Genomic DNA, 17,074 nt, shown 5'->3' with positions numbered 1-17,074 from the left:
CAATTTTTTTAAATAAATAGATTCACTAACAAATCGATGGCTTTTATACCAATAAATGGAACGATAATTCCGCCTAAACCATACAACAACAAGTTTCTGGTGAGTAAAGTGGAAGCTCCAACAGGACGGTATTTTACACCTTTTAAAGCCAACGGAATTAAGAATGGAATGATGATGGCATTAAAAATTACCGCACTTAAAATAGCGCTTTCCGGAGAGCCTAAATTCATAATGTTTAAGGCTTCCATACCTGGAATAGCCACGACAAACAAAGCCGGTACGATGGCAAAATACTTGGCCACATCGTTGGCAATTGAAAAAGTCGTTACATTTCCTCGGGTAATGAGCAATTGTTTTCCAATTTCCACTACTTCAATCAGCTTGGTGGGGTCGCTGTCGAGATCTACCATGTTGGCCGCCTCTTTAGCCGCTTGTGTACCGCTGTTCATGGCCACACCTACGTCGGCTTGGGCAAGTCCGGGCGCATCATTGGTACCGTCTCCCATCATGGCTACAAGTTTACCAAGTTGTTGTTCGTCTTTGATATACTGCATTTTATCTTCCGGTTTGGCTTCAGCTATAAAATCATCTACTCCAGCTTGTTTGGCAATAAATTTTGCAGTTAATGGATTGTCTCCCGTGACCATGACGGTTTTTACACCCATTTTTCTCAATCTTGCAAATCGTTCACTTATGCCCGGTTTTATGATGTCTTCAAGCTGAATCACCCCAAGAATCTTATGATCAATGGCAAGGGCTAAGGGTGTTCCGCCGTTGTTTGAAATGTCATTGACTTTTTCTTCAAGGAAATTTTTATCGCTTTCAGAAGATTGGCTACCCCATTTTTTAATGGCATCCCAAGCGCCTTTTCTAATTTGTTTTCCATCGGCTAAATCAACACCACTCATTCGGTTTTCCGCAGAAAAACTGATGAATTCTGCATCTTTTAAGCTACTGTGGTCTTTATCTATAGTTGCATTGCTTTTCTCTTTTGCCAATTTCACAATGCTTTTTCCTTCGGGAGTTTTGTCGGACAAAGAACTGATTAAACAATATTTAATAAATTCTTCTTTATCATCATTATCAAGTGCGACAAAAGCAGTGGCCTCACGGTTACCGATGGTAATGGTGCCGGTTTTGTCGAGCAATAAGGTGTCTATGTCTCCGGCAGTTTCTACTGCTTTACCTGATTTGGCAATAATATTGGCGCGTAAGGCTCTATCCATACCAGCAATACCAATGGCAGAAAGCAATCCGCCGATGGTGGTAGGTATTAAACACACAAACAACGAAATTAAAGCTGCAATGCTGATGGGGGTGTTCGCTAAACTGGCAAAAGGTTGAAGTGTAACGGTTACGATTAAAAAAATCAAGGTAAAACTTGAAAGCAAAATCGTTAGTGCGACCTCGTTGGGTGTTTTTTGGCGATTTGCCCCTTCTACTAGACCGATCATTTTATCTAAGAAACTGCTTCCTGGATTTGCGGTAACTTCGACTACAATTTTATCTGAAAGCACTTTTGTACCACCAATCACCGAGTCTTTATCGGTTTCAGCTTCTCGAATAACGGGAGCACTTTCACCAGTTATGGCGGCTTCATCTATGGAAGCAAGACCTTCCACAATTTTACCGTCGGCAGGGATAATGTCGCCGGGTTCACAAACGTAAAGGTCACCTTTTTTCAATTCTGAAGACGAAATTTCAGTAAAACGACTGTTGTCTATCGGATTTTTGATGTCCTGTAGTTTTTTGGCGATGGTATCTTTTCTCGTTTTTCGCAAGGTATCGGCTTGTGCTTTACCTCTGGCTTCTGCAATAGCTTCAGCAAAATTGGCAAAAATAACGGTCAGAATTAGTATAAAGCTAATGACCACATTGTAACCAAAGTCTCCCAAAGAGTCATTTTTCATAAATGCGGAAAGAATAGTCACTACAAGCATGATAACCGAACCAATTTCTACGGAAAACATGACCGGGTTCTTGATCATTACTTTTGGGTTGAGCTTAATAACAGACTCTTTTAAAGCCACTGATAGTAGAGCTCCCGAAAATAATTTTTTATTATTTGTATCCATTGTTTTAAATTATAAGGTGAAATATTCAGCTAACGGGCCTAAGGCCAAGGCTGGGAAAAAGGCTAAAGCGGCAATGATTAAAATCACTGAAATTAACACAGCACCAAAAGCCGCACTGTCTAATTTTAATGAACCTACCGTCACAGGAACTTGTTTTTTTACAGCCAATGAACCTACAATAGCCAACGGACCGATGATAGGAAGAAATCTTCCCAATAACATGGTAAGTCCGTTCATAATGTTCCAAAATGGAGTGTTATCTCCAAGTCCTTCAAAACCGGAACCGTTGTTGGCGGCAGCCGATGAATTTTCATATAACATCTCAGAAAAGCCATGAAAAGACGGGTTATTCAACCAACCTATTTCGCTGTTGTTAACCACTATATAGCTTGCCAAACCTGTGCAAACCAGAATCAAAAACGGATGCAGAATGGCTACCAAGGCTGCTATTTTTATTTCTTTAGCTTCGATTTTCTTCCCTAAGAAATCAGGGGTTCGACCAATCATTTGTCCGGCGATAAACACTGCGATAATGACGAACACAAAGAAGTTGATAAAGCCAACGCCAACTCCGCCGTAAATGGCATTGATAAACATATCCAACAGGAATATACCTCCTGAAATTGCTGTATGGCTATCGTGCATTGAGTTAACCGACCCATTGGAAGTGGAAGTAGTAGATACACCCCACATCGATGAAGCCGCAGGGCCAAATCGTACTTCTTTTCCCTCTAAATTGGGTTGGGCATCAGCAATGCCGAGTTGATGAATTGCCGGATTGCCTTGAATTTCCTGATAAGCTGAAATCGCCACAAAACTGACAAACAGCAAACTCATCACACCAAAAAACAGCATCGCAATTCTTCTTCGTTTGATGTAAAATCCAAAAGCAAATACCAAAGCCATGGGTATCAACAAAATGGCAATGTTTTCTAAAATATTGGTGAAATAATTTGGATTTTCAAATGGGTGAGTGGAGTTAGGACCAAAGAAACCTCCACCGTTAGTTCCCAACTGTTTGATAGAAACCATCGGTGCAGCAGGTCCGCCGGCTACCATTTGTGTATCGCCTTCTAAGGTGGTTACTTCTTGTAAGCCATCAAAGTTGCTCACGGTGCCATTGAATGTTAAAGCCAACGACAATATGATAGCTAGTGGTAGTAAAATACGTGTGCAGGTTTTTAAAAACAAATTGAAAAAGTTACCCAAATTGGAAGACTCCTTATTAAGTAAACCTTTGAATAATAATGCACAAACCGCAATTCCTGTGGCAGCACTTACAAATTGTAACCAGCAAAAAACCAATAATTGCGTAAAATAACTCGCACCGGTTTCACCACTATAATGTTGTAAATTGGTGTTGGTGGTAAAACTCACCGCAGTGTTAAATGCTAAAGTAGGGTCCCAATTGCTAAAATCATTCGGATTCCAAAACGGATGATAGCCTTGCAACATTAAAAATGCAATGGCTACTGTAAAAAATACCGCATTCAGACCCAACATAGCCTTCAGGTTTTGTTTCCAATCCATTTCTTTGTTGGGATTGATGCCGGTAAGTTTAAAAACTAACTTTTCAAAAGGATTCATAAAATCTGTCCAGACTTTATCACCCTTAAAAACTTTTACCATGTATTTTCCTAAAGGCCAAGCGAGCAAGGCACTTAAAAGGAAAATCAGGATAATTCCTAAGATTTCTGTGTTCATTGTTTAAAATTTTTCAGGTTTAGTAATGGCGTAAACGAGGTAAGCAAAAACTACAATTGCTATAATTAATAAGACAATCATAAGATTTAGAGTTTATCGAACCATTTGATAGATCGACTGAGCAAACCAAAAACTGCCAAGCCCAATAGCAGCATCCCGATGGATAGTAAAATAGTCATAGTTGTATATTTAATGTTCACAGGGTTTATTCCAAAGCCGATGCCACGGCATGACATGTTTTGATATTAGTTTTTAACTAATTGAATACTAATTAGATATAACTTGTAAAGGGAAATTAGTAGAAATATAGACTACAAAAAACCCTTCGGAAATGGAAGGGTGGTTTTCGGAAATGGAAGGGTTTTTTATGTGGAAACGTTCTCTTTAGACTTGATTTAGTTGTGAGGTTTTTTTACCGCAGAGGCGCAGAGGGCGCAGAGTAAAAATCGTAGAGTCTATTGAACAGTCTATACACTCATCTCAATTTAAACCGTATTCTTTGATTTTGGCGTATAACGTGGTGAGACCGATGTCTAAAATTTTAGCCGATTGGGTTTTATTCTGGTTGGTGTGTGTCAGGATTTTTTGAATGTGTTTTTTTTCGATATCTTTTAGCGACAAGGGCAAGCCTGAATCTTCATTAGCTTCATTTTGAAAATTGAACGGCAGCGTTTCCAGAGTTAAAGTGTCGGTGTCTTCTAAAATGACCGAACGTTCAATCAAATTTTTAAGCTCACGAATATTTCCCCGCCAGTTGTGGTCTTGTAGTGCTTTTTGGTAGGTCTCGCTTAGGCTTTCAATGTTTTTATTGGTTTTTAAGCTTGACGCTTTTAAAAAATACTGAGCCAGATGAATGATATCTTCGGGACGCTCGTTTAAAGAAGGCAATTCTATCTGAAACATAGAAAGCCTGTAGAAAAGATCTTCCCGGAAATTTCCGTTTTCTACTTCTTTTTGAAGGTTTCGGTTGGTGGCAGACAAAATACGCACATCAACTTTATGTTGTTTGGTATCGCCCAATTTGATAAAACTGCCATCTTCTAAAACGCGTAAGATTTTGGCTTGTAAATCCAATTCCATTTCTCCAATTTCATCTAGAAAAATGGTGCCTTTGTGGGCTTCTTCAAATAAACCTATTTTGTCTTTGGTTGCCCCAGTAAACGCACCTTGTTTATGACCAAACAATTCACTTTCTAAAATGTCTTTACCCAAGGCAGCACAGTTGATGACCACCATGTTTTCACTAGCCCGCGGACTTGCATGATGTATGGCATTGGCAAAAATTTCCTTACCTGTTCCGGTTTGGCCTGTGAGTAACACCATGGCATCAGTAGGAGCCACTTTTTTGGCTACATCGATGGCTTTTTGGATGGCTGGTGATTTCCCAATGATTTGTTCAAAACCTTTTTGATTGTTGAGTTTTTTCCGAAGTTTTTGCACTTCAAATTGAAGACTGGCTTTTTCAGCGGCTTTGGCGATGATGGGAATAATTTTGGTTCGGTAATTGTCTTTTTCAAGGTAATCGTATGCACCGTTTTTTATGGCTTTTACCCCGTCTGAAATTTTTCCGTAAGCCGTCAAACAAATCACTTCGGTTTCTGGCGATTGGGTTTTGATTTTTTCGATGAGTTTTATGCCGTTCATTTCTGGCATTTGCACATCGGTAATGACCACGTGAATGCTTTGTTGTGCAAGAAGCTTTAAGGCTTGTTTACCGTCTTTCGCCGTAAATGTGCTGTAGTCTTCAAGTTCCAGAATTCTCGCCAAAAGATTTCGCAATTCCGGCTCGTCATCGACAATAAGAATGTGGGTGTTTTTCTTGTTCACAGGGTAGGACTAAAATGTAAAACAATTTATTTTGGTAAAGATAGAAATAAAGTGAATTTCAAACTTAAACTTTTGGAAAGTTTAAAACCATTAATTTGAAAAAGAAAAAACTACATAATATGTAATTTTTTGACGTTTAAAGCATCAATTTTAGCTCAATTGTGTTATTGTTTTAGGAACGAAGATCAATTAAATTATTATTTCTCTCTAGCATGATGAAAATCAGTCTATTTTATTAAAAGTTTTCATAAAAAAAGCTTTTCATTTTGCTTCAAAAAAAACTACTTTCGCACAAGCAAAAAATTTCCTACAAATGCATTCACAACATACAATAAAATCGGCTTTAATTTCGGTTTTTCACAAAGATGGTTTAGCGCCTATTGTAAAGGCTTTAGCCAAAGAAGGAGTTCAATTGTTTTCTACAGGTGGCACCCAAAAATTCATAGAAGAACAAGGTGTAAAAGTTACTCCTGTAGAAGAAATTACTTCCTATCCATCCATTTTAGGTGGAAGGGTAAAAACCTTGCATCCTAAAGTTTTCGGTGGTATTTTAAACCGACAAGAAAATGATTCAGACCAAAAAGAGTTAGGTGAGTTTGACATTCCGCAAATTGATTTAGTGATTGTAGATTTATATCCTTTTGAAGATACCGTAGCTTCAGGAGCAGGCGAGCAAGATATTATTGAAAAAATTGATATCGGTGGCATTTCTTTGATTCGAGCAGCAGCCAAAAATTTTAAAGATGTACTGTGTGTTTCATCAAGAAACGAGTATCCCGAGTTATTGAAATTAATTGAAAGTCAGTCGGCTTCAACAAGTCTAGAGCAACGTAAGGAGTTTGCCAAAAAAGCATTTCAAGTTTCTTCGCATTACGATACGGCGATTTTTAATTACTTCTGCGACACTACTTCAACTGAAGATGAAAATGTTTTCAAAATGAGTTTTGAAGAAGGAAAAACACTTCGCTATGGCGAAAACCCACATCAACAAGGAAGTTTCTTTGGTAAATTTGATGAGGTTTTTGATCAATTACACGGCAAAGAACTTTCTTACAACAATTTGTTAGATGTTGATGCGGCAGTACAATTGATGCATGAATTTAAAGGTGATGCGCCCACATTTGCTATTTTAAAGCACAACAATGCATGTGGCTTAGCCCAGCGAGACAACATTCTACAAGCTTACAACGATGCTTTAGCGGGCGATCCAGTTTCAGCTTTTGGTGGAATTTTAATTGCCAATACCGAAATTGATGCGGCTACTGCTGAAGAAATTCATAAATTATTTTGTGAAGTAGTGATTGCTCCAAGTTTTTCTGATGAAGCCATTGAAATCCTAAAAGGAAAGAAAAACAGAATCTTACTCGTGTTGAAGAATTTTACACCTTCAGATAAAATTGTGCGTACGTGCTTAAACGGTGTTTTAGTACAAGGAAGAGATGCCATTACAGACGATAAAGAAATGTTGAATACGGCCACTAAAAGAGAAGCTTCAGATAGCGAAGTTAATGATTTACTGTTTGCTTCAAAAATCTGTAAGCATACCAAATCCAATACCATTGTGTTGGCTAAAAACAATCAGTTGCTAGCCAGTGGAACTGGACAAACTTCGCGTGTAGATGCATTAAATCAAGCCATTGCTAAAGCAAAAGCTTTTGGTTTCGATTTACATGAAGCCGTTATGGCAAGCGATGCTTTTTTTCCATTTCCAGACTGTGTAGAAATTGCGCATGATGCGGGAATTATGAGTGTGATTCAGCCAGGCGGATCGATTAAAGATCAATTGAGTATTGATTTTTGCGACCAAAAAAATATGGCTATGTTAATGACAGGAACAAGACATTTTAAACATTAATTTACTATTTTTATCAATTGATAGAAATAATACCCTTTTTACCACCTTTACATTATGGGATTTTTTGATTTTTTAACTGAAGAAATTGCTATTGACTTAGGTACAGCAAATACCTTGATTATTCATAACGACAAAGTTGTGGTGGATAGTCCGTCTATTGTAGCAAAAGATCGTATCTCCGGAAAAATTATTGCGGCTGGAAAAGAAGCTGCGATGATGCAAGGAAAAACCCATGAAAACATTAAAACCATAAGGCCGTTAAAAGATGGAGTAATTGCCGATTTTGAAGCGAGTGAACAAATGATTAGTATGTTTATTCGTGAAATTCCAGCGCTAAAAAAACGCATGTTTACGCCTTCCTTGCGTATGGTAATTTGTATACCAAGTGGTATTACTGAAGTAGAAATGCGTGCTGTTAAAGATTCGGCTGAACGCGTAAATGGTAAAGAAGTATATTTAATACACGAACCTATGGCTGCGGCTATTGGTATTGGTGTAGATATTATGCAACCCAAAGGAAACATGATTGTAGATATTGGTGGTGGTACTACCGAAATTGCCGTTATTGCTTTAGGTGGAATTGTGTGTGATAAGTCGGTTAAAATTGCGGGTGATGTATTTACCAACGATATTATTTATTACATGCGTACACAGCATAATTTATTTGTTGGAGAACGTACAGCAGAGAAGATTAAAATTCAACTGGGAGCAGCAACTGAAGAGTTAGAAACCATTCCAGACGATATGAATGTGCAAGGGAGAGACTTACTAACAGGGAAACCAAAGCAAGTAGAAATTTCTTCTCGTGAAATTGCCAAAGCTTTAGATAAATCTATTTTACGTATTGAAGATGCGGTTATGGAAACCCTTTCGCAAACTCCGCCAGAATTAGCTGCGGATATTTATAATACAGGAATTTACTTAGCAGGTGGTGGCTCGATGTTACGCGGTTTAGATAAACGTCTTTCTCAAAAAACAGATTTACCTGTTTATATTGCAGAAGATCCTTTACGTGCTATTGTTCGTGGTACAGGAATTACCTTAAAAGATCTTGAGCGATACAAAACTGTGCTCATTAAATAAAGTAACTTTTTAATGTATGCAACAAATTTTCAACTTTATTGTAAGGTTTAAAACCGGGTTGACGTTTTTGCTACTCATGTTTGTTGCCCTATTTTTAACTGTAGAAGCACATTCTTACCATACTTCAAAATGGGTTTCTTCTACTAATTTTATCAGTGCTTCTATTTTTGAATTTAAATCAGGAATAACAGATTATATTGGTTTATATTCTGAAAATGAAAAACTTACATTAGAAAATACCAGACTTAGAAATAAATTACTCAACTTAGAAGAGAATGCCATTTTTGATCAAGACTCTTTAATATTGAAAGACTCTACTTTTATTAGTTTTCCAGTAAAACTGATTTCAAATTCATATCTAAAAACCGACAATTATCTGTTGCTGAACAAAGGAGAGAAAGATGGTATGTATGAAAATATGGGTATAATTTCTAGTCAAGGAATAGTTGGTATTGTTGAAGAAACCACAGCTAATTATGCGCGTGTGATTTCAATATTAAATTCTAATATTTCAATAAATGCAAAATTGAAAAAATCCAATCACTTTGGTTCGTTAACTTGGAATGCTAAACAACCCAATTTTGTAGAATTAGTCGATGTTCCTAGGTCTGCGGTAATCAAAGTAGGCGATAGTGTAGTTACGGGTGGTAATTCTTTAATATTTCCAGAAAACCTTCCAATAGGTGAGATTTCAGACTTTCAATTAAACGAAAATCAAGGTTATTACGATATAAGCATAAAGCTGTTTAATGACATGACAAGTTTAAAAAACCTATATGCAATTCAATTTAACCGTCGCGAAGAAGCAAGCTTTCTTTTAGAAAACAAACAAGCAGATGAGTAATTACGGTTTACATATTTTACGCTTTGTTATTTTATTGCTTTTGCAAGTTTTAATTTTGAACAATATTAAGCTGTACGGTTTTGTAAACCCTTACATTTATCCGCTTTTCATTATTTTATTGCCTTTAAATCTGAATCAAATTCAGGCATTGTTTTTAGCTTTTACAATGGGTTTAAGCTTAGATTTTTTTGAAAATACAGGTGGAATTCACGCCGCAAGTTGTTTAGTGATTGCGTATATCAGGCCTTTAGTTTTACGCTTTTCTTTTGGAATAAATTACGATTACCAAACTTTAAAATTTTATAATGAAGGCTTTAAACAGCGCTTCAACTATTTGGCAATTATGATTTTTGCGCATCACTTAGTCATGTTTTCCTTAGAAGCTTTTTCTTTTCAGCATGCTATGCTAGTGCTAAAAAACACTTTGTATTCTGGATTGTTTTCATTATTCTTAATGTTGTTGATTATTCAATTAATTCGAAAAGAAAAATGAGAAAAGCACTCCCAATTATATTAATAAGTCTTGTTGCATTTATTTTCATTGGAAGATTAGCTTATTTACAATTAGTAGACGATTCGTACAAAGAAGCCGCTATAGACTTTTCAACTAAAAAAGTGTATGATTATCCACAACGCGGTTATGTATTTGATAGAAAGGGAAAACTACTTGTAGCTAACCAACCAGCCTATGATGTAATGGCTGTGCCATTAGATGTGCAAGCTTTTGATACTTTAGCATTTGCAAAAGTCCTAAACATTACACCAGAACGTTTGAAGCAACAACTTGAGCGTGCCTGGGTTTATTCGCCTAGGTTGCCTTCAATTATTACACCACAGCTTACCAAGAAGGAATATGCTTACCTGCAAGAACAGCTTCATAAATACGATGGATTTTATATTCAAAAACGACAGTTGAGAGATTATCAAACCGAACACGGCGCCAATTTCTTGGGTTATATTGCAGAAGTAAATCAACGGGATTTAGACCAAAAACCCTATTACCAATCTGGAGATTTAATTGGCAGGCAAGGTGTAGAAAGTCAATATGAAGAATTACTTCGTGGTATTCGAGGGGTGAAGTATTATCAACGAGATAATTTTAATCGAAACATTGGTAGTTATGAAAACGGTTCATTTGATACTATTTCAGAAAAAGGAAAAGATTTAACTTTAACCATAGACATTGATTTACAGGCTTATGGCGAAAAATTGATGAAAAACAAGCGTGGTGGTATTGTTGCAATACAACCTAGTTCTGGCGAGATTTTATCACTGGTTACGGCACCCAATTACGATCCAGATGAGTTGGTAGGTAGAAAGCGTTCTAGAAATTATACGCGAATGTGGTACGATAGTATTTCAAAACCATTATACGATCGAGGTTTGCAAGCCATGTACCCGCCAGGTTCACCATTTAAAGTGTTTACAGGTTTAGCAGCGCTGCAAGAAGAAGTTGTTGGGTTAAACGAAAAATTTTCTTGCTATGGAGGTTATTCTTATGGTCGAAGCGCTAGAATGGGCTGTCATGCTCACTCAAGTCCTGTTGAAATGATATCTGGTATTGCGTATTCTTGCAATTCTTATTTTGCCCAGGTTTATAGAAGAACAATAGAAAAATACGAAACCCCACAGTTGGGTATTGAAACTTGGAGTAAACACATGAAAAGTTTTGGTCTAGGCGGTTTTTTAGGTTATGATTTGCCTGTTGGAAGAAGAGGAAGAATTCCAGACTCTACTTATTACAATCGTGCATACCCAACTAATAAATGGTATGCTACCGCAACATTATCTAATGCCATAGGTCAAGGAGAAGTTGAAACTACGCCTATTCAATTAGCCAATGCAATTTCTGCTGTAGCTAATCGAGGCTGGTTCTACCGTCCGCATATTTTAAAAGAAATGAATGGCAATCCTATAAAAGATTCGGTCTATACGGTAAAGAACAAAACGACCATCAATGAAAAATATTTTGAGCCTATTATAGAAGGAATGCATGATGTTTATAAATATGGAACAGCTCGATTTTTAAATGTAGAAGGAATTGAAATTTGTGGTAAAACGGGAACAGCTGAGAATTTTATTAGAATAGATGGAGAACGCATGCAGTTAACAGACCATTCTATTTTTGTTGCTTTTGCTCCTAAAGAAAATCCTGAAATTGCCATAGCTGTTTTTGTTGAAAATGGCGGTTATGGCGCTAGATATGCTGGAAGAATAGCCAGTTTAATGGTGGAAAAATACCTTAAAGGAAACATCACTAGAACTGATTTAGAACAATGGATTTTGTCTAATAGCTTAGAAGAAGAATATGCAAAACCATACAGCGGAGAACCCTTTAAAATAAACCAATAAATTGAAAACTTTTATAAAACTTGATTGGCTGAGTGTTTTAATTGTCTTGCTGTTGGTTGCTATGGGTTGGGCAACAATCTATTCTACTACCTTAGCAGAAGTAAATGCTAACATTTTTGACATTTCAAAATTGTATGGTAAACAATTACTATGGATAGGCTTAGGTGTTTTCTTAGTAGTGCTTGTTTTATCAGTAGAAGCTAAATTTTATCAAGGTTTTGCAAGCATTATCTATATTGTAGCTTTATTGGCTTTATTGGGTTTGCCTTTTTTTGGAAAAACAATAGCAGGCCAAACAGCTTGGTACTCTTTTGGTAGCTTTAGTATTCAACCTGCAGAATTTGTAAAAGTTGCTGCCGCCTTGGCCATTGCTAAATACCTAACAGGAATAAATGTCAGCTTAAAAAATTTTAAAAACCAATTTCAAGTATTGTTATTAATGCTTTTGCCCATGGCATTAATTATGTTACAACCTGATGCAGGTAGTGCATTAATTTACCTTGCATTTATTTTTCCTTTGTATAGAGAAGGCTTACCAAGTTTTTATTTAATTGTAGGAACACTAGCAGTTACTATTTTTTTAACATCAATTAAATTTGGCGCTGTTTACGTTAGTGGAATTATTTTAGCAATTCTATTTTTATTACTTTACATCAAGCGAAAACAAAAACCCAACTATTTTCTTTTTATTGCAATAGCAGCTTTGTGTATTGGTTTTTCATTTTCTGCCAACTTGATGTTTGATAAACTTTTACAACCACATCACAAAGATCGGTTTGAAATAATCTTGGGAATGAAGTCTGACCCGTCTGGAGCTGAGTACAACACTTATCATAGTAAAGTGGCAATTGGCAGTGGTGGGTTTTCTGGAAAAGGATGGCTACAAGGAACGCAAACCACAGGACGCTATGTGCCAGAACAACATACCGATTATATTTTTAGTGCCGTCGGAGAAGAATGGGGCTTTTTAGGAAGCAGCATCGTAATTTTATTGTTCTGTAGTTTAATGCTTAGACTTTGGTTTTTAGCAGAACGCCAAAAATCTAATTTTAGTAGAATTTATGGTTATAGTGTTGTTGGCATATTGTTCTTCCACTTTTTTGTAAATATAGGAATGGTATTAGGCGTTTTTCCAACGGTTGGAATACCGCTTCCCTTTTTTAGTTACGGTGGTTCAGGTTTATGGGGAATGCTTATTCTTATTTTTATATTTTTAAAGTTTGATGCAAAACGAATGGATTAAACAATGCAGACCAACTTCTCTGAACTCCAAGTTTTAACCCAGCAAAAATCTGTAAAATGGATTTTTAGAATTGCTTTTTTTGTTCATCTATCCGGTATTGTAATTGGTTTGGCGATAGATAAAAGCATGTTTGAAACTTTTATAGTTATATGTATTGTCACTTTATTGCTATATATTTTATTTCGAAAATTAGGAATGAAAACCAAAGTAGATTCAACAGAATTGAAGGTTAATCACCCTTTTGTTGGAAGTTTTACAATTCCTATGAGTGAAATTGCTTCAACTGAAAAAGTCAGTTTAAACTTTCCAGACAATCGAAGAATTTATCACAAAAAATTCGGGACTTTATACCGAATGTATGGCAGTGAAGGTGTTTTCATTAAAATACAAGACAGCAAACCTTTCTTCATCGGAAGTCAAAAAGCAGACGAATTACAAAAAGTAATTCAACATAAACTAAAGAAGCATAATGTAAATGAAGCAGATTAAATTGCTATTCTGTATCTTTGAAACAATCTGCTTTTTAATGAATTTATGGAATACCTATATATAAAATCACTTCACTTAATTTTTGTAATTACTTGGTTTGCCGGCTTGTTTTACTTGCCAAGATTATTTATTTACCATATTGAAGCTACACAAAGACCACAAAATGAAGCTGATGTTTTAACCAAGCAGTTTAAATTGATGAGTAGAAGGTTATGGAATATTATAACTTGGCCGTCTGCGGTTTTAGCTACTTTATTTGCAGTTTGGTTACTTATTTTACAACCAGGTTGGTTGCAAAGTCCTTGGATGCATATTAAACTTACTTTTGTTGTGTTGTTGTTTGCATACCATATCAAGACCCATTTTATTTTTAAACAATTTCAGCAAGACATTATAAAATGGACATCTAACCAAATGCGTTTATGGAATGAAGGCGCGACTATAATTCTGTTTGCAGTAGTGTTTTTGGTTATCACCAAAACTACTACTAATTGGCTTTTTGGTTTAGGCGGATTAATTGGTTTAGCTTTATTACTAATGCTAGGTATTAAGTTGTACAAAAATTACAGAACCAAAAAAGGGGAACAATAAACTGTGTAGATGAAAACTTCTTTACGTATACGAATTTTTTTATCCATGCTTTTTTTGGTATTAGCAGCTTCTATTTTAATAGCAGGAGTTACTATTTATCAGTATAGCGAAGAAGCAAAAGCATTGCATATTGATAAATTAGAACGTAAAGAAAAAGCCATAAAGTCGAACATTCAATTTATTTTTAGGAAAACCTATTATCCTGTAGATACCGAAAGTTTAAATCTGATTTTTAAGGAACGCATATACGAAATTCAAGAAATACATAATGAAGAAATTGATATTTACGATTTAAAAGGCAACTTGATAAAATCTTCTTATGCATCAAACTTTCAACAAGATACATTAAAGCTTCAAATTAAACCAGAAATTTTATCAGATTTAGAAGAGTCATCAGACCGTAGAGTAGTAGTAGACTTTAAAGTAGATGGACAACGGCATCAATCACTTTACACCTATATTACAGATGCTTATTTTAAGCCCATTGGAATTTTAAATATACCTTATATTGAAGATGATGGCTTTTTAGATGCCAATTTAAAAGAGTTTTTTAAACTTTTACTACAAGTGTATTTATTGATGTTTTTAGCTGCCATTGCAATTGCTTACTTACTTTCTAATTACATTACAAAATCGCTTAAATTGGTTGGTCAGCGAATTACCCAAACCAAATTTAATCAGCGAAACGAAAAAATTGGCACTGAAAAATTAAGCGTTGAATTGAAACCCATCATCAATGCTTACAATAAAGTAATAGATGAGTTAGAAGAAAGCGCCGTAAAATTAGCAAAATCTGAACGCGAACAAGCTTGGAGACAAATGGCTAGACAAGTAGCACACGAAATTAAAAATCCGCTAACACCAATGCGTTTAAGTGTTCAAGACTTTCAACGAAGGTTTGATCCCGCAGATGCCGAAGCGGTTTCTAAATTGCAGGAGTTTACCCAAAAAATTATCCAACAAATAGATTTACTAAGTTCAATAGCTTCCGCATTTTCTAGTTTTGCTAGTATGCCAGCACAACAAAATAAATTAATAGATGTTTCTGAAACCATTAAACTGGCAACGGGTATTTTTAGTGAAGAAAACATTCGGGTTTCAATTCCAAAAGAGAAAATTTACATTAATTTTGACAAAACCCAGTTAATCCGCGTAGTTACCAACTTGTTGAAAAATGCAATACAAGCTACATCAGAAAAAGATGAACCAAAGATTGTTGTACAACTAAGTCAGGATCAAGATTTTGTTTTCTTAAGTATTTCAGACAACGGAATTGGAATACAAGAAGAAAACCAAGAGAAAATATTTGAACCAAAATTTACCACCAAAACCAGCGGAATGGGTTTGGGTTTAGGAATGGTAAAAAACATAGTTGAAAATTATAAAGGAAGCATAAGTCTTCATTCAAAACCAAATAAAGGAACCACATTTACAATTCAAATCCCAAAAAAATAGAACAATGAATTTTGAGAACATCATTTTACAAGTAGAAGAAAAAGTAGCCAAGTTAGTAATAAACAGACCTAAAAAACTCAATGCATTAAATAGAGCAACTTTAGAAGAAATTCACAATGCTTTACAAGCGTGTAAAATTAATGAAGATGTAAAAGTTGTAGTTATAACTGGTGCAGGAGAGAAAGCTTTTGTTGCGGGAGCAGATATTGCAGAATTTGCTAATTATAGTGTAGGAGAAGGAAAAGATTTAGCCGCAAAAGGTCAAGAATTGGTTTTTGATTTCATCGCCAATTTTCCAAAACCAGTTATTGCAGCTGTAAATGGATTTGCCTTAGGCGGAGGTTTAGAATTGGCTATGGCAGCCCACTTTAGAGTAGCTAGTACCAACGCAAAATTAGGTTTGCCAGAAACGTCCTTAGGTGTGATTCCTGGTTATGGCGGAACTCAACGTTTACCACAATTGGTTGGCAAAGGAAGAGCGATGGAAATGATTATGACAGCTAAAATGATTTCTGCCGAAGAAGCTATAAATTACGGATTGGTTAACCATGTTTGTGAGTTAGAAGAACTCGAAGGGAAAGTAAATGGTATTGTTCAAAAAATTCTAAATAATTCATTACAAGCTATTGAATCTGCTATAAAAGCAGTAAACGATGCTTATGTAGACGGAGTAAACGGTTTTGAATCTGAAATAGATGCTTTTGGAAAAGCATTTGGGACTTCCGATTTTAAAGAAGGAACAACGGCATTTTTAAACAAGCAAAAACCAGATTTTAAGTAAGCTAATTCATATACATTAAAAATTAGTATTGGGGTTTTGGCTACTTAACTAAAGCCATGCTTGCAATACTAATTTTTACATTAGGAAGTTTAAGAAGCTCAGAACAACAAGCTTCCATGGTTGCACCTGTAGTAATAATATCGTCTACTAATAATATTTTTTTTTGACTTACGTCTTCGTAATTATCTGTCAGGTAAAAATCACTTTTGGTAACTTTACTTCGTGCTATTCTATTTTTAAAAACCTGTGTTCTGCTTTTATGGCTTCTCAGTAATAAATCTTTAACGCATCTAGCATTGATGTGTTTTGCAAAAGCATCTGCGTATAAATCAACTTGATTGTAGCCGCGTTCGCTTAATCTCTTTTTATGAATTGGAACTGGAATAACCCAATCAAATTGATTTTTCCAACCGTTTTCGACTAATAATTCTGCATGCCAATTCCCCAAAACCTCGCCTACTTTTTGGTTGCCACGGTATTTTAAATCATGAAGTAAATTTTGAACAATTCCTCCTTTTTCATAATATAGCAATGCTGAAGCATTTTCAAGCGGAATTCTTCCGTAAAATACTTTTTTAGTTTCGTTTTCTTTTATTGAATAGTCTTGTGTGGTTGGTAAATCAATTCTGCAATTGGTGCAAAAACAGATTTCATTTTTTTGAAGCGCTTGATCACAACTAGCACATATTTTAGGAAAAAGTAGGTCTACAAAGTCTAAAATCATTTTATCGGTGTTGTTTATGTAGAACTTAAACTATTAATAAATAACTAATAA

The 17,074-nt window shown here is 35.6% G+C and carries 15 protein-coding genes; 10 read left to right on the top strand and 5 right to left on the bottom strand.

The genetic code is table 11. The annotated features are described in order from the left end of the window. Positions 1–8 precede the first annotated feature (8 nt). The 4 genes from kdpB to IEV72_RS01915 all read right to left on the bottom strand — a co-directional run bounded on the left by kdpB (position 9) and on the right by IEV72_RS01915 (position 5,606). A complete protein-coding gene (gene kdpB / locus IEV72_RS01930) occupies positions 9–2,075 on the bottom strand; it encodes a potassium-transporting ATPase subunit KdpB (RefSeq protein WP_188457381.1) in 2,067 nt (688 codons plus the stop codon). 9 nt (positions 2,076–2,084) lie between these two features. After that, on the bottom strand, positions 2,085–3,779 hold the full coding sequence (gene kdpA / locus IEV72_RS01925) for a potassium-transporting ATPase subunit KdpA (protein WP_188457380.1): 1,695 nt from the start codon (positions 3,777–3,779) through the stop codon (positions 2,085–2,087). Between the two features lie 3 nt (positions 3,780–3,782). Continuing rightward, on the bottom strand, positions 3,783–3,860 hold the full coding sequence (gene kdpF, locus IEV72_RS13730) for a K(+)-transporting ATPase subunit F (RefSeq protein WP_188457444.1): 78 nt from the start codon (positions 3,858–3,860) through the stop codon (positions 3,783–3,785). Positions 3,861–4,259: 399 nt separating this feature from the next. Beyond that, positions 4,260–5,606: a sigma-54-dependent transcriptional regulator gene (locus IEV72_RS01915; protein ID WP_188457379.1), complete on the bottom strand. Its 1,347-nt coding sequence runs from the start codon at positions 5,604–5,606 to the stop codon at positions 4,260–4,262. A gap of 313 nt (positions 5,607–5,919) precedes the next feature. On the opposite strand from IEV72_RS01915, the gene purH reads away from it, so the two are divergent. From purH to IEV72_RS01865, 10 genes are read left to right on the top strand one after another with little or no spacing between them, the layout of a single operon-like run. After that, on the top strand, positions 5,920–7,461 hold the full coding sequence (gene purH, locus IEV72_RS01910) for a bifunctional phosphoribosylaminoimidazolecarboxamide formyltransferase/IMP cyclohydrolase (protein WP_188457378.1): 1,542 nt from the start codon (positions 5,920–5,922) through the stop codon (positions 7,459–7,461). Positions 7,462–7,515: 54 nt separating this feature from the next. Then, on the top strand, positions 7,516–8,544 hold the full coding sequence (locus tag IEV72_RS01905) for a rod shape-determining protein (protein ID WP_188457377.1): 1,029 nt from the start codon (positions 7,516–7,518) through the stop codon (positions 8,542–8,544). Positions 8,545–8,560: 16 nt separating this feature from the next. Next, a complete protein-coding gene (gene mreC / locus IEV72_RS01900) occupies positions 8,561–9,388 on the top strand; it encodes a rod shape-determining protein MreC (protein WP_188457376.1) in 828 nt (275 codons plus the stop codon). Next, positions 9,381–9,881, top strand: coding sequence for a rod shape-determining protein MreD (mreD, locus tag IEV72_RS01895; RefSeq protein WP_188457375.1), 501 nt, complete (start codon positions 9,381–9,383; stop codon positions 9,879–9,881). Before mreC ends, mreD begins: the two co-directional genes overlap by 8 nt. Next, on the top strand, positions 9,878–11,740 hold the full coding sequence (mrdA, locus tag IEV72_RS01890; protein ID WP_188457374.1) for a penicillin-binding protein 2: 1,863 nt from the start codon (positions 9,878–9,880) through the stop codon (positions 11,738–11,740). Before mreD ends, mrdA begins: the two co-directional genes overlap by 4 nt. A 1-nt stretch (position 11,741) precedes the next feature. After that, positions 11,742–12,983 carry a rod shape-determining protein RodA gene (gene rodA, locus IEV72_RS01885; protein ID WP_262890022.1) on the top strand — a complete coding sequence of 414 codons (1,242 nt, stop codon included), beginning with the start codon at positions 11,742–11,744 and terminating at the stop codon, positions 12,981–12,983. Between the two features lie 3 nt (positions 12,984–12,986). Further along, a complete protein-coding gene (locus IEV72_RS01880) occupies positions 12,987–13,472 on the top strand; it encodes a hypothetical protein (protein WP_188457373.1) in 486 nt (161 codons plus the stop codon). A gap of 45 nt (positions 13,473–13,517) precedes the next feature. Then, entirely contained in the window at positions 13,518–14,063 is a 546-nt protein-coding gene (locus IEV72_RS01875) for a CopD family protein (protein ID WP_188457372.1), read from the top strand. Positions 14,064–14,072: 9 nt separating this feature from the next. Continuing rightward, positions 14,073–15,518: a sensor histidine kinase gene (locus tag IEV72_RS01870; protein WP_229731766.1), complete on the top strand. Its 1,446-nt coding sequence runs from the start codon at positions 14,073–14,075 to the stop codon at positions 15,516–15,518. 4 nt (positions 15,519–15,522) lie between these two features. Beyond that, positions 15,523–16,299, top strand: coding sequence for an enoyl-CoA hydratase/isomerase family protein (locus IEV72_RS01865; RefSeq protein ID WP_188457371.1), 777 nt, complete (start codon positions 15,523–15,525; stop codon positions 16,297–16,299). Positions 16,300–16,339: 40 nt separating this feature from the next. Here the strand turns inward: IEV72_RS01865 and IEV72_RS01860 are convergent, their stop codons facing one another. Continuing rightward, complete coding sequence (locus tag IEV72_RS01860) at positions 16,340–17,023, bottom strand: ComF family protein (RefSeq protein WP_188457370.1); 684 nt, start codon at positions 17,021–17,023, stop codon at positions 16,340–16,342. Between the last annotated feature and the right edge of the window lie 51 nt (positions 17,024–17,074).

Origin of the sequence: Psychroflexus planctonicus, assembly GCF_014640195.1 — a bacterium.
Classification (GTDB): domain Bacteria; phylum Bacteroidota; class Bacteroidia; order Flavobacteriales; family Flavobacteriaceae; genus Psychroflexus; species Psychroflexus planctonicus.
The sequence above is the reverse complement of the archived record's forward strand: the minus strand, read 5'-3'. Positions and strand labels throughout refer to the sequence as shown.

Coding starts and splice junctions, on each gene's coding strand:
- kdpB (WP_188457381.1), bottom strand. CDS start 2,075: ATGGATACAAATAATAAAAAATTATTTTCGGGAGCTCTACTATCAGTG.
- kdpA (WP_188457380.1), bottom strand. CDS start 3,779: ATGAACACAGAAATCTTAGGAATTATCCTGATTTTCCTTTTAAGTGCC.
- kdpF (WP_188457444.1), bottom strand. CDS start 3,860: ATGATTGTCTTATTAATTATAGCAATTGTAGTTTTTGCTTACCTCGTT.
- purH (WP_188457378.1), top strand. CDS start 5,920: ATGCATTCACAACATACAATAAAATCGGCTTTAATTTCGGTTTTTCAC.
- IEV72_RS01905 (WP_188457377.1), top strand. CDS start 7,516: ATGGGATTTTTTGATTTTTTAACTGAAGAAATTGCTATTGACTTAGGT.
- mreC (WP_188457376.1), top strand. CDS start 8,561: ATGCAACAAATTTTCAACTTTATTGTAAGGTTTAAAACCGGGTTGACG.
- mreD (WP_188457375.1), top strand. CDS start 9,381: ATGAGTAATTACGGTTTACATATTTTACGCTTTGTTATTTTATTGCTT.
- mrdA (WP_188457374.1), top strand. CDS start 9,878: ATGAGAAAAGCACTCCCAATTATATTAATAAGTCTTGTTGCATTTATT.
- IEV72_RS01880 (WP_188457373.1), top strand. CDS start 12,987: ATGCAGACCAACTTCTCTGAACTCCAAGTTTTAACCCAGCAAAAATCT.
- IEV72_RS01875 (WP_188457372.1), top strand. CDS start 13,518: ATGGAATACCTATATATAAAATCACTTCACTTAATTTTTGTAATTACT.
- IEV72_RS01870 (WP_229731766.1), top strand. CDS start 14,073: ATGAAAACTTCTTTACGTATACGAATTTTTTTATCCATGCTTTTTTTG.
- IEV72_RS01865 (WP_188457371.1), top strand. CDS start 15,523: ATGAATTTTGAGAACATCATTTTACAAGTAGAAGAAAAAGTAGCCAAG.
- IEV72_RS01860 (WP_188457370.1), bottom strand. CDS start 17,023: ATGATTTTAGACTTTGTAGACCTACTTTTTCCTAAAATATGTGCTAGT.